14 protein-coding genes are annotated in these 13,110 nt (G+C 47.7%); 2 read left to right on the top strand and 12 right to left on the bottom strand.

The window, feature by feature from the left end:
• Positions 1-14: 14 nt before the first annotated feature.
• The 8 genes from HP398_RS15015 to HP398_RS14980 all read right to left on the bottom strand — a co-directional run bounded on the left by HP398_RS15015 (position 15) and on the right by HP398_RS14980 (position 8,836).
• Positions 15-950 (bottom strand): cation diffusion facilitator family transporter, encoded by a 936-nt coding sequence (locus HP398_RS15015; protein ID WP_069848577.1) that lies wholly within the window; start codon positions 948-950, stop codon positions 15-17.
• A 174-nt stretch (positions 951-1,124) separates the two neighbouring features.
• Entirely contained in the window at positions 1,125-2,039 is a 915-nt protein-coding gene (gene murQ, locus HP398_RS15010; protein ID WP_173622979.1) for an N-acetylmuramic acid 6-phosphate etherase, read from the bottom strand.
• Between the two features lie 38 nt (positions 2,040-2,077).
• Positions 2,078-3,691, bottom strand: coding sequence for a glycoside hydrolase family 3 protein (locus HP398_RS15005; protein WP_173622978.1), 1,614 nt, complete (start codon positions 3,689-3,691; stop codon positions 2,078-2,080).
• 30 nt (positions 3,692-3,721) lie between these two features.
• Positions 3,722-4,684: a GNAT family N-acetyltransferase gene (locus HP398_RS15000; RefSeq protein ID WP_173622977.1), complete on the bottom strand. Its 963-nt coding sequence runs from the start codon at positions 4,682-4,684 to the stop codon at positions 3,722-3,724.
• 23 nt (positions 4,685-4,707) lie between these two features.
• Positions 4,708-5,535 (bottom strand): carbohydrate ABC transporter permease, encoded by an 828-nt coding sequence (locus HP398_RS14995; RefSeq protein WP_015892945.1) that lies wholly within the window; start codon positions 5,533-5,535, stop codon positions 4,708-4,710.
• A gap of 17 nt (positions 5,536-5,552) precedes the next feature.
• Complete coding sequence (locus tag HP398_RS14990; RefSeq protein ID WP_017251294.1) at positions 5,553-6,500, bottom strand: carbohydrate ABC transporter permease; 948 nt, start codon at positions 6,498-6,500, stop codon at positions 5,553-5,555.
• A gap of 29 nt (positions 6,501-6,529) precedes the next feature.
• On the bottom strand, positions 6,530-7,861 hold the full coding sequence (locus tag HP398_RS14985) for an ABC transporter substrate-binding protein (RefSeq protein WP_173622976.1): 1,332 nt from the start codon (positions 7,859-7,861) through the stop codon (positions 6,530-6,532).
• A 129-nt stretch (positions 7,862-7,990) separates the two neighbouring features.
• Positions 7,991-8,836, bottom strand: a complete 846-nt coding sequence (locus HP398_RS14980) for a MurR/RpiR family transcriptional regulator (RefSeq protein WP_173623070.1) — start codon at positions 8,834-8,836, stop codon at positions 7,991-7,993.
• Between the two features lie 264 nt (positions 8,837-9,100).
• Here HP398_RS14980 and HP398_RS14975 point away from each other — a divergent pair, with 264 nt between their 5' ends.
• Together HP398_RS14975 and HP398_RS14970 are read left to right on the top strand one after the other, a co-directional pair.
• Positions 9,101-9,778 (top strand): hypothetical protein, encoded by a 678-nt coding sequence (locus HP398_RS14975; RefSeq protein WP_254476120.1) that lies wholly within the window; start codon positions 9,101-9,103, stop codon positions 9,776-9,778.
• Between the two features lie 142 nt (positions 9,779-9,920).
• Positions 9,921-10,520, top strand: a complete 600-nt coding sequence (locus HP398_RS14970; RefSeq protein ID WP_017251298.1) for an undecaprenyl-diphosphatase — start codon at positions 9,921-9,923, stop codon at positions 10,518-10,520.
• A gap of 7 nt (positions 10,521-10,527) precedes the next feature.
• On the opposite strand, the gene HP398_RS14965 is transcribed toward HP398_RS14970, so the two are convergent.
• From HP398_RS14965 to HP398_RS14950, 4 genes are all read right to left on the bottom strand, one after another.
• A complete protein-coding gene (locus tag HP398_RS14965) occupies positions 10,528-11,427 on the bottom strand; it encodes an SDR family oxidoreductase (RefSeq protein WP_017251299.1) in 900 nt (299 codons plus the stop codon).
• A gap of 163 nt (positions 11,428-11,590) precedes the next feature.
• Complete coding sequence (locus HP398_RS31185; RefSeq protein WP_017251300.1) at positions 11,591-11,992, bottom strand: DUF4183 domain-containing protein; 402 nt, start codon at positions 11,990-11,992, stop codon at positions 11,591-11,593.
• Between the two features lie 107 nt (positions 11,993-12,099).
• Positions 12,100-12,384, bottom strand: a complete 285-nt coding sequence (locus HP398_RS14955; RefSeq protein ID WP_173622975.1) for a DUF4183 domain-containing protein — start codon at positions 12,382-12,384, stop codon at positions 12,100-12,102.
• A 163-nt stretch (positions 12,385-12,547) separates the two neighbouring features.
• Positions 12,548-13,060, bottom strand: coding sequence for a hemerythrin domain-containing protein (locus tag HP398_RS14950; protein WP_254476118.1), 513 nt, complete (start codon positions 13,058-13,060; stop codon positions 12,548-12,550).
• Between the last annotated feature and the right edge of the window lie 50 nt (positions 13,061-13,110).

The raw sequence follows: 13,110 nt of genomic DNA, 5'->3' as shown, positions 1-13,110 counted from the left end.
TTTCTCATGGTCTTTTATGCTTGCTGAAGCAAAAACTGCTTGCCATATTCCCCGTGATCCAGAATCGTCGGGTGCTCGATCTGAATCGTCGAATGGTCAATTCCGTACTTCGTTTGCAAAATGTGATTGATCGCCAGAATGACACAATACGGCTGGATGCCTTCACGGACGAACACATGCGCTGTCAGGGAGTAATGTTCCGTGGATACCGCCCACAGGTGCAGCTCATGAACATCCTCCACGCCCTCTACCTCACTGAGGTCCTGACGGATTTGCTCGAGATCAAACTGCTCTGGAACAGATTCCATCAACACGAGCAGCGACTCACGAATGATTTTGGCACCACCTGTAAAAATAATTCCACCAATCACTAAGCTGATCAATGGGTCGAACAAGTAGTAGCCCGTCATGTAAATGAGAATCGCCGACGTAATCACACCGACGGAGCTGAGCAAATCTCCAATAAAGTGCCATAGTGCGCTTTTTACATTGAGATTGTCTTCTTCCTTCATACTGCGGGAAAGTACGATGGTCAGCACGATGTTTACAACCAAACCGATGGATGCGATGGTCAGCATCAACTGCAAATCAACGTCTTGCGGATTGATCATCCGCTTGATCCCTTCAATCACAATCCCGATCGAAATCACGGCAAGAGCCAAGCCATTCAAGAACGAAGCAATAATTTCAAAACGGAGAAATCCGAACGTGTACTTCTTATTCGGCTTACGTGTCGCCATATAAATAGCGGTCATACTCAACCCTAAAGCAAAGACGTCAGAAATCATATGGGCGGAGTCGGACAGGAGCGCGAGTGAATTGGACATCAAGCCTCCCACAACCTCCACGATCGTAAAAAACAACGTCAATAGGAGCGTGATCCACAATGTTCTCTTCGATGTTTGCTGTTCTTTCACATGATCAAGATGATGAAAATCACCCTTTTTCATACGTATCACCTCTGTCCATTTAAATTATAAAAATTATAATCTAATAATTAATGTAATCATATCCTCTTTTCCGACAATATTCAAATGAACATTTTATGGATCATACAAGTGATTTTCATTACCAGTTATGTCGTACCAAGACAAAAAAAGCCTCATCCAAAAGGATTAGGCTGATCATTCCTGATTGTGATTCCTTTCTAAAATCCGTCGAATATTCCCCTTGTACTGCGTGAGCAAACGGCTTGCGTCCTCTGCTGGCAATCCGGTCTTTTGCATCACGATCGCCAGTTTTGCGTCACCGTCTGCCTTATGCAACAGTCCGTCCGCCTCATCGGTGGAGACATTGGTCGCTTCTGCCACGATTTGTTTTGCCCGTTCCTTCAGTTTCTCATTGGTTACCTGCACATTGACCATCAAATTTTTGTACACTTTCCCCAACCGCACCATGCATCCGGTCGTAATCATATTGAGAACCATCTTCTGTGCCGTCGCTGCTTTTAAGCGGGTCGATCCGGTTACCACCTCTGGCCCTACTACCACATTAATCGCTACATCCACACCTTGACTGATCTGCGCCACCTGGTTGCAGGACAACGAAATGATTTTCGCATGCTGCCTTCTTGCCTCCGCCAATGCTCCAATGACATAGGGTGTCCGACCACTCGCTGCAATGCCCACCACGGCATCTCCTGCCTTTATGCCATAGGCGATCACATCTTCTCTGCCGTTCTGCTCCACGTCTTCGGCTCCTTCGACTGCCCTGACGATAGCTTTTTCCCCGCCTGCTATGATGCCCTGCACCAATGCGGGGTCCGTCCCAAAGGTTGGCGGGCATTCAGCAGCATCGAGCAAGCCCAATCTCCCACTTGTTCCAGCTCCAAAATAAAAGAGTCTTCCACCGTTTTCCAGACATTCTGCGATCAAGTCAACGGCCGCTGCAATCGAAGCCAGCTCCTTTTCAACGGCAAACGCAACTGTTTTATCCTCTTCATTCATAATCTGGACAATTTCCATCGTAGAGAATTTATCCAGCTCTTCCGTATTCCGATTTCTTGTTTCTGTCGTTAAGTCACGCAGGCGAAACTTCATCCAGTTACCTCCCACCCATCTACACTCATCTTCTCTTTCTACCCCACATCATGCTGCTTTTTCTCCGACGGAAACAGACTGACCGGAAGATGTCCAGCGGCCTTTCGTTCCCCGAACAAAATGTCTGCCACAAGCTCTATCGCTTGGTTCGTATGGTCGTAAACGGCGAGATACGCATCGACCTCGGGCATTACCAAGAGATCATACGGGTTTCGCAGGGCGACAGCCACGACCTTTTTCCCCTGTTGAACGAGCCGGTTCACCAGCAGCGATTGGCCTTTAAAAATATGGGCATTGTACGTAAAAACAACGATTTGCTCCATGGCCGACATCACATTCGCCACCATCTCCCCTTCATCCACTGTCGGGTTGAGCGTCGACATCATATGGTATTCAACTTCACGATATTTTCTCAATGGTGCGACCAAATCACCAGAAGCTGCTTGCCCATCCTCTGCCAACGTAAGGTTCGTAATCCCCGGAAAAATCACCCCGAGCGGTTGTGTGCTTCTCTGTAAAGGAAGCAGTTGATGCTCATTTTTCACCAAGGTTATGGCTTGCGCGAGCGCACTTCTCGCTATGTCTGCATGTTGGACACGATCAAAGGAAGGGCCTGTTTTTCCCAAGCAATGCTCCCAGGAAAGAAATCGTTTCTTTAATTGAAGCACGCGATTTACAGCTTCGTTGACCCTCTCATCTGATAGTTCCCCCGAATGAATGGCCGCAACGAGTCGTTCATACACTTTTTGCTGAACTTCATGCGTATGGGAAACCAGAACAAGATCGATCCCAGCCTGCACACAACGCACCGCCGCTTCTGGAACCCCGATGGTACCTGCAATGGCCGCCATTTCCATACAATCCGTTATTGCGACCCCATCAAATCCGAGCGACTCACGCAATACTCCCGTCACAATCTCCTTGGAATACGTAGCAGGAGAACCCGACTCATCCATTCTCGGCAAACTGATATGTCCAACCATCACCATGGGGACTCCTGCCGCGATACTGCGTTGGAATGGGACCAACTCAACCTGATCCAGTCGCGTCCGATCATGTTCGAGCACAGGAACAGCTTCATGAGAATCGATGCTCGTATCACCATGACCGGGGAAGTGCTTGATAGCGGGAATGACACCACTCGTAAGCAAGCCTTGAATGGCGGCCTCACCAAACCGCGCCACCTGCTCTGGTGCTTCTCCAAAAGACCGCACCCCAATGACCGGATTGTCCGCATTGTTGTTCACATCGACCGTCGGGGCGAAATTGACTGAAATCCCTGCTGCACGCAGCTCCTCACCTGTTGCCTGGTAGATACGCTTGGCTTGATCGAGATTGCCTGTGGCACCCAAAGCCATCGCTCCGGGAAAGCGCGTCGCCCCTTTTTGCAGACGGGAGACCACGCCATTTTCCTGATCGGTCCCGATCAACAGTGGATAGGGATGCCCAGACTCATACGCCCAGCTCTGGTGTTTCTGTACCCGTTGATAGGTCTCCTCCGGTGTCCCGATATTGCGGCTAAAAAGAATCACGTTACCAATCTGTTTTTGTTTGATCCACACTTCCATTTCTTCAGGAATATCCAACGTAGGGTAACCGATCATCAGCAGTTGCCCGACCTTCTGTTCCACTGTCATATGTTCGGCTTGCATGGAATCCCCCTCCCTACCTCTTTGCTCTTGTTAAGAGAATGCTTTGCCGTACTTCGCATACTGCTTCCAGCTGTGATACCCGAGCCTCCCATAGAAGTCGACCAGCGTCGTCCAATCAATGACAATGTTTGGGATACCCCGGTTCCGCAAAGCTACAATGCCTGCCTCCACAATCGCCAGTCCCAAGCCTCGTCCTCTATACTCCGCATCCACGCCCAATGGACCGATACCGCCCAGCCCATCCGCAAACAAAGGTGCCCAGTATACGTTTTGGGCAATAAACGGAGAGTCGGCATCATTGATCCGGCAAAAACCGACGATCTCACCGTGCAGCTCCACCACGACGAATTCGCGTCCGGTTCCTCCCCGCTGGAAATAGTGAATGGCTTCATACTCCCATCGTCCAGGAAAGCATCGATGCAAGAAGGCCAAAAAGGCATCTTGGTCCGCCCTCGTCAACAGTCGAAAGTGGCCATCTGGTACCTCTGGTAATTCTAGCTCCGCTGGTTCGAGATACTGGCATAACAGATCGTTCTCCAATCGATCCTCCGAGTGATACCCTTGCCTCTCAAACCACGCTTTTATGTCCGCTGATTCATCGGGTATGCCCGGGAAATAATGATATGGATCGCGCCCCAGCAAAACCTTTTCCACGCCTTGCTCTCGCAACGCATTTTCTGCCCTTGCCAGCAATTCACGTCCGACCCCCTGCCCGCGATGTGCTGTAGACACGAGTAACACCTGTATCCAACCAATGCCTTTCCCCAACTGAATGTCGAGCTTTTCCTGCCAGCATTTGGCCACGACAAAACCGACGGGACGCTGCGTCACAGCATCTATCGCAATCCACGACCCGGCTTTGACTACATTCTGATCCTCGAAGCTGTTTTGCCGCATGAGCCCAGGCCGCATGGGAAAGCGATCACCCAACTCCTGATTCCACAGCTCGCACAGAGCGTCCGCATATAGATCGTCCCAAGGTACGTATTGCATCGGATGCTAGCCTCCTTTACGCCCTATTTCAATCCAGAAGTTTTGGAGCCTTCCACAAAATATTTCTCCGCAAACAAAAACACGATCAAAATCGGGATCAAGCTGATCAAAGCCCCTGCTACCAGCAGCTGATCCTCTGTCTTGTACTGACCGCTCAAAGACAAAATTCCGATCGGCAGCGTAAAGTTCTCATCCGAAATGAGGTAAATGACGGGCGCCAAAATCTCATTCCACTTCCCCATAAACGTAAAGACCGCCAGTGTGGCCAAGGAAGGCTTGCACATCGGCAAAAACACCCGCCAATAAATCTGGAACGGATTGCAACCATCCAGCTTTGCCGCTTCCTCGTAATCTTTCGGGATGTTCAAAAATGCTTGCCTCATTAAAAAAATGGCAAACGGCTGTCCGAGCCACTCCAATATCCAAAGCGGAGCCAACGTGTCGAGCAGTCCCAAATTTTTAAAGATAATAAACTGCGGGACGATCGTGACGATCCCCGGGATCATCATCGTTCCCAGCACGATCATGAACAGCGTGTCGCGGAAAGGAAAGCGCAGCCTGGCAAAAGCAAAGGCAATCATTGAGCTGGACAATAAGGCTCCGATCACCGAAAGAATCGCGACAATCAGACTGTTGATCGTATAGCTGCTAAAATTCGCCTGTTCCCACACGGTTGTATAGTTGCTCCACTGTGTTGGATTGGGCAGCCATTCTGGCGGAAATTGCATGTACTGCTTGTAAGTTTTCAGCGAGTTAAACACAGTCGTTAAAAACGGAACCAGCATAATCAACGCACTCGCTATGACAAACAGGTATCCAACGATTTTATTTAGAGGAAAACGCTTTTGCATGGCTACCTCCTTGCCTTTTAATCATAATGAACCCATTTCTTTTGCAGCTTGAATTGGATGAGCGTAATGGCAAGCAGGATAAGGAACAATACCCACGCAATGGCAGAAGCATAGCCCATTTTGAAAAAGCTGAATGCTTGGCGGAACATGAACAGCATCAGGACGAGGCTGGCGTTGTTCGCACCACCTGTCGAGCCTGCCTCCGTAGAGCCCCCGGTCATAACAAAAATCTGCTCGAAGTTTTGAAAGGAGTAAATCGTATTCAAGATGACGACCAGAAACGTCGTGCCGGAAATCATCGGGACTGTCACCCGCCAAAACTTTTGCCAGGCGTTTGCTCCATCAATCGAGGCTGCCTCATACATGTCAGAAGAAATTCCTTGCAGCCCAGCGAGAAAAATAATCATCATGTAGCCGACTGACTTCCAAATGGCGATGAGAACCAAGACCGGGATGACCCAGAATTCATCAATCAGCCAGTTTTGCGGGGCTAGCCCAAGTTTAGACAGAAAAGCATTGGCAAAACCGATCCGCTGGTTAAACACCGCATCCGCTACATACGCGATCACCGTCCATGAGGAGATAACCGGCAAAAAGTGAACCATCCTGAAAAATTTCAGACCCTTTAGCTTTTGATTCAGGGCGACTGCTAACAACAACGCCAAAAACGTTTTGGCTGGAACGTACAGGATCGTAAAATAGACCGTATTCCATAACGCGCGATAAAACAGCGGGTCTTCAAACAGCTTTGCATAGTTGTCCAAGCCAGTCCATTTGGGCGGATTTAAAATATCGTAGTCCGAAAAGCTGAAGTACAATGACGCGACCGATGTTCCCACGACGAATACGAGAAAGTGGATGAGATAAGGGGAGACCAGGAGCAGTCCCCATCTCCCCTCGCTATCCAACCATTTTCTCTTTTTCACAGCAGGCTTCGCCTGTTGCTTGGTTTGCAGCTCTAGCATGGTTGGCACACATCCTCACTGATTGATGACTACTGCTTCTTGAAGAAGTCATCCAGAACTTTTTGAATGCCTTCGTCTGTTTTCGTGATGAATTCATCCGTTCCGTACTTATCCATGAACAGCTCCGCCAGATTATCCGTGAACACCTTCACCCACTCAGTAAAGACAGCGTTGGTATCAATCGTGCCCGCGAACTCCAAGGTATCGAGGAAGACTTTTTTGTTTTCTGGCTTCGTGGCTGGGTTTAGGAACATTTCGGAATTCGCCACTGATTTTTTCACCGGAATGGCTTCCCCTACTTCTGTCCACTCTTTTTGTGCTTCATCAGATGTCGTCCAGTAGGTGATCCATTCTTTAGCGGCCTTGACCTTCTGCTCCTCTGCTTTTTTATTGATGACCCATGAGTTAGCAATTACAGGTGCGAAGCGTTTGCCGTCCGGTCCTTTTGGCATGGGAGCGACATCATAATTCAACCCTGCACCATTCATCGAGGTTGTTGCTGCGTAAATATCGATTTGCATCGCTACAGCCCCGCTCAAAAACGCTTTGAAGTTGCTCTGGAACGCCTTCAAATCAGCCGGATTCGGGAATAGCTTGCGCTGCATGCCGTCGACCATCCACTCGACCGCTTTTTTGTTCTCCGGGCTGTTGATAATCGATTTTTTCAACGTCGGGTCCAATACCCCGCCACCATACGCTTTCAAGATGTTAAACGCACCGCGTGAGCTACCGAAAAACGCGAAGCCGTACTGCTTCACTGATTTTTTGTCAAAAGCAGGATCGTCTGCATGTTTCCCGTTGGCATCGAGGGTCAGCTTGACGGAAGCCGCCTTCAAATCATCCCAGGTCCAGTCAGCCGTAGGGTATGATACGCCCGCTTTGTCGAACAAATCCTTGTTGTAGAAAAGGGCTCCCACTTGGATGCCCTGCGGCACACCCCAATACTTCCCATCTGAGTCTTTGTTGAACTCCAGACCGTTGAGCTCCTCTTTGTTGATTTTTTTCGTGACGTAGTCGGTGATGTCGAGAATCGCGCCGCGTTGGGCGTAACCAAATACTTTTGTCCCGTCGCTCTGCCAAAGATCAGGCGCATTCCCGGCCGCGATCTGAGTCGTCAGCTTTTGATAGAAGTCATCATAAGGAGCCGTCATCGTTTTGATTTTGATATGAGGATGTGATTGTTCGAATTTTGCAATAATTTCTTCCATCTTTTTCTTCGTAGGTGGATCAGAGCTGTAGCCCATATACAATTCGACTTTGTCCCCCTGCTGTGTGGAGGACTGGCTGCTACATCCAGAAATAAGCAATGCTGCGGTTAAGCCAATCAAACCGAGTACTGAGAGAAACCTTCTCTTTTTCATGGAAAACCTCCCCGATTGCAATAAGTAAAAAGCTTGCATAGCTAACGATATTTCCAAACGCCTAACGTACTTTACTGATAAGGATAAAAGGATAAAGGCAGGATTTTGTGTATGCTAAGGAGGATTTGCTTATTTGTATTGCTCCCGAACAGCTTTACGCGTCTGGCGCAAGTACGCAGCAGAGACATCGTAATTTTTGGCAGCAACACCTCTAAACAAGATGTCGATCACATTGAGTTGTGCGATTCGTGAGGAAGTGGCGGCACTGCGTTCATCCGCTTCTGTTGAAAACGTGGTTAAGTGAATATCCACGCATTCCGCCAAGGAGTTTGTACCGTATTTGGTAATGCCAATGGTCACAGCACCCGATTTTCGGGCTTGTTTCATCGTGGTTATGATCTGCGCGGTTTCCCCCGAATTCGAGATGCCGACTGCCACATCACCAGCCGTCAAGGTGACTGCCGAAGTAAGCTGCAAGTGGGAATCTGAATGGGCCGTGCACATTTTATTAATGCGCAAAAATTTATGTTGGGCATCCTGGGCAACCAATTGCGAAGCACCCACTCCGTAAAAGTCAATCCGAGTGGCTCGGAACAGCTCACCAATCGCCTGCTCCACTGCTTCTGCATCCAAAATTTTGATCGTTTCCCGCAAGGAGAGGATGTTGTTGAGCGAAACCGATTCAATCAAGGTGTACCTATCAGCATCGGGAAGAATCTCTTTGTATTCATCCTGCCCGGTAGACGATTGCAGATCACCCGCTATTCTGATTTTCAACTCCTGAAAACCATCTACACCGATACTTTTGCACATGCGTATGATGGCAGCTGTGCTGGATTCGCTTCTTTCCGCGAGTTCCTTGATGGAAAGACGAATCACCTCATCCGGATTGGCTAAAATGTAATGCGCTGCGTTTTGTTCAGAACGCTTGATATTGTTCAACGATTCGCGGATGCGCAGCAACCCGCCATTCAACACGATACCACCCCTTTAGTCCACGAATTTGTTAAGCGCTTACATTCAAGTGTGACTTTGGTAATTCATTACATATTTTGTATTATAGACACTTGAAATAAAATATCAATATGAATTGTCAGATTTGAAATAAAATTTCAAAACTATTTTTCGACACGTTCTCCCTATGTTCGTCCTGTTATAAATATTTCACAATTTTTACAGTTACTTATACGAATCCCTTTCCGTATTAATCCATGTACACCCAATTGAAAAATAATGGGGATGATCAAATTGACTAAGCGTAAGACACTAGCATTCACCCTGATAGCGGCACTCCTTTTGCCAAACACACCTATTCTGTCAAGCGAAGCCGCAGCAGCCTCTTCCCACAAAGCGAAAGCAACTGTAACTGCGAGCAAGTTAGAAGAGCTTTCCATAAAAGATCTGAATCAAAAAGCAAAAGCGACTCTGAATCACGTCAAAGAAGTCATCCCTGACCTGAAGAATTATCACATCGCCTCTATCGTAAAAGAGAATGTCGTCACCACTTCTGGTCCTATCGAACGTCTGGAAGTGATCTTGTCGAGCACACCAGAGGGTACTACCCCAGACTTCGGAGTTGTCCATGTAAACGCAAGTACAGGAGAGCTGATCCGCATCGACCTTCAAAACGGACTCTCCTCTTCGAAAGGAATAGGTGATGAGGAAGCGATCAAAAAAGGCAAGGAGCACCTCAAACTTTTGTTTGGAAAGCAAGCAGAAAAATACAAGTTCTCACAGATCCTCTCCTCTACTGTCCAGGATAACAAGACACAGATTCTCGTGATTTACACTTCTCCGGATCATTACATCAACGTGACCATGGATCGTGTCGGCAAATTAAAGGCTATCCAAAAAGATATCTACCCCAAAGCAGAATTAGAAGACAAAAAAAATAAGAGGGACCTTTCATCCAATTAAAAAGAGACGGTTCTGCCGTCTCTTTTTTGATGCTATGAAACCAACCTTACAACCCCGTAATATTTTGTAAGGTAAATCAATTTCCCATTTCTCTCCTATCGATTACGATTCTCCTGTTATATGTAAAGGAGGATCACTAAAAATGAATGGCATGGAAATCAACATTCACTACTTTCGCTTGATTAATGACTTAGGAAAAGAGTATCCAGCTCTCAATCCTGTAGCTTTTTACGTAGCAGAATATACGGTGTTTATTCTGGCGTTGAGCGCTTTGATGTATTGGTTTACGAGAAAACATGAGAATCGCATCATGGTCGTTTGTGCGACGTTTACGTTTGTCATCGCCGAGCTATTCGGGAAAGTAGCCGGAAGCTTTCATGCGAATAATCAGCCATTCGCAGAGCTTGCTGACGTCAATCAATTGGTACAAAAAGCGGTCGACAATTCGTTTCCCAGCGACCATACGATCCTGTTTTTTTCCTTTTGCATGACCTACTGGCTTTTTAAAAAGACAACGGGGCCACTCTGGATGCTACTTGCTGCTTGTGTCGGCCTCTCTCGCATTTTGGTAGGCGTTCATTATCCTGCAGATGTCATCGTGGGTGCCCTGATCAGCATTGGGTCTGCCTTGGCCGTCTATATGATTGTGCCGAGATTGAGCTTTGTCCATACGCTACTTGCTTTGTATGAAAAAGGAGAGCAAGCGATCTTGCCAGCCAAATCGAAGACGAGAGACTTTTGATTCACCACTATGTCTCTGTCATCGTTCCACCATTAACATGCAATACCTGGCCCGTGACATATCCCGAATCATCCGAGGCCAGGTAAACATAGGTCGGAGCGAGCTCAAACGGCTGCCCTGCGCGACGCATCGGTGTGTCGACACCCAAAGTCGTGATGTACTCTGCGGAATAGCTGGATACTTGCAGCGGCGTCCAGATTGGACCGGGAGCAACTGCATTCACCCTGATACCTTGCTTGACCAATTGAAGGGACAGCGAGCGGGTAAAGGAGACGATAGCCCCTTTGGTTGCTGAATAATCAACCAATTGCGGATGACCAGCATAGGCAGTAACCGATGCTGTACTAATGATGGAACTGCCTGGCTGCAAATGCGGCAACGCCTCTTGTGTGATGTAAAAAAGGGGGAAAAGGTTGGTGCGAAACGTGTCTTCCAGTTGCTCGCGGCTTATATCGAGGATGCTAGATTGTGGAAACTGTACACCTTGATTCAAGACAAGCACATCCAATTTGCCGAAACAGGCAACCGCTTGGCGTACAACCTCCCGACACCAAACCTCGTCGCGCAAGTCTCCCGGCAGCAGCAAACATTGCCCTCCGTAATATTCAACGACTTGCTTGGTCTCCTCGGCGTCAATGTGCTCATCCAAATAAGGAATCGCTACAGCTGCCCCCTCCTTCGCAAACGCAACGGCTACAGCACGGCCAATCCCACTGTCTCCACCAGTTATGATCGCTACCTTTCCCCGAAGCTTTCCGCTTCCGATATAGTCAGGATTATCGAAAATCGGTCGCGGGACCATCAAGTATTCCATCCCCGGTTGTCGATCCTGATGCTGCGGCGGAAACGTGAGGGGAGTCTCTTCGCAAGTAGTTTTGTAACTGTAATATGGGTATCTCGGATACATGAAAAATACCTCCTGTACGGATTCAGTCGATATCGCCATGATATTCGCCTACCCTTCACCGCGTGCGCCGTGTACGCCATCAAACCTCCCCAGTCTGTCGAGCCGATCAAGGAAAATGACATGTATGTATGACATGACCTTTTCCCATTATGGAAGCAACCATTTATGAAACAATCATCTTAATGAACTGAAGAATTAGAGGAACTCCTTGTACAGGAATGTCACTCAGAATCAAAACTCCCGGCTGGACAACATATAAATTGGGAGGCTGTAACATTCCATTGATGAATAGATTCACAACAGAAACTTCATTCGGGTCCAGAATGCCGGAAGTACTGAATGGCATGACAGCATCACTGTTGGTATACATGTTTTTGGCTCCATCTGAAATGGCCGTATACTGATAGGTTTCTGTTCGTATTAAACCAGGCGTACATGGACATGGAGGACAGGGAGGACACGTTGGGGAGGGTTTTACTGGAAAAATCCCGGGACAACCTAATGGCGCGACGATTTGCAGACACTGTCTCCTCACTGTGTATGACTGTGTGACATTGCGCCTCATGAAATCACTCGTCCTTTCTCGAAGTGCTTCGACCGTTCACTCCGATTTACACACATGAGTGAACCCCAGGCACATTTCATCCACCTGGGGCCACCAACCTATTCACCTTAGTTAACGACAAATTCTACAACTATGGGTGTACCACCGTTTTCGGCATTTCCATCTGGAATCGTGATCGCTGTCGTTGTGATTGTGGAAGTATTACCTGCCTGAAGCACTCCATTGACGTAGAGATTGTAAAAAGCAAACGTACTAGGAAATGCTGTCGCAGCAACGCCAGTGTCAGTGGTAAATGCAGTTGCAGCAATAGCAAACGCAGCACCAGTACCAGTTCCAGCACTCATCGTGGACGTAAATCTCAATGAGGTTAGATAAGGTTTTATAATCGGCACTTTGAACACCCCCTCCTCTATTTATTCCCTACTAGTTAATGATTGGTTTTATCCGATTGAAACCGACAAATGACAGTAGAAACATGCACATTTTCCCTCGAAAGAATATGATTGGAAAACAAAATCACCCCCCTACTTTTTCAGTAGGAGGGCGCCATGATTTTTACTCTTGAAACAGTACTCGTAACTGCTCTTTCTCTGCGTCACTCAATACGTATTCTGCCATCGGGAACAGCACACTCTCTTCTTTAAAGAAATGCTCCAAGAGTATTTCTACTGACTTCAGCAAATGAGTGTGGACAGCTTCTACTTCAACAGGTTCAGACTTTTCCTTTTCTACGATTCGCATGAAGGACATCAGGCTTTCATGAATAAGATCATGCTCTTCCTCCATGGCAGCAATCGGTCCCATCTCCCGTTCGATATAGTTAGCCATCAGGGGATACAGGTCTTCCTCCTCGCGTCTGGAGTGTTTCTCCAGTTCGGCCCGAAACGAGGACGCCAGCTCATGAAGCTCTGTTAAGCCTTTTTTTCTTCTAGTAGTTTCTGCTGTAGTTTTCAGGTTATTTGCTAGATGTACGAGCTCATTCATCTGCTCAGCTAATGATAGGTGCTCCTCTTTCAATTTTTCCAGAGCTGGACACAGCTTCCTTCTCCCTTCAAACTCCTGCATCATCCCCATACATCCTATAGGCGGTGGTCCCATTACAATCCCTCCATCTACTA

It is taken from the genome of Brevibacillus sp. HB1.4B (genome assembly GCF_013284285.1).
GTDB lineage: Bacteria > Bacillota > Bacilli > Brevibacillales > Brevibacillaceae > Brevibacillus > Brevibacillus porteri.
This window is presented reverse-complemented; position numbering and strand designations above follow the sequence as displayed.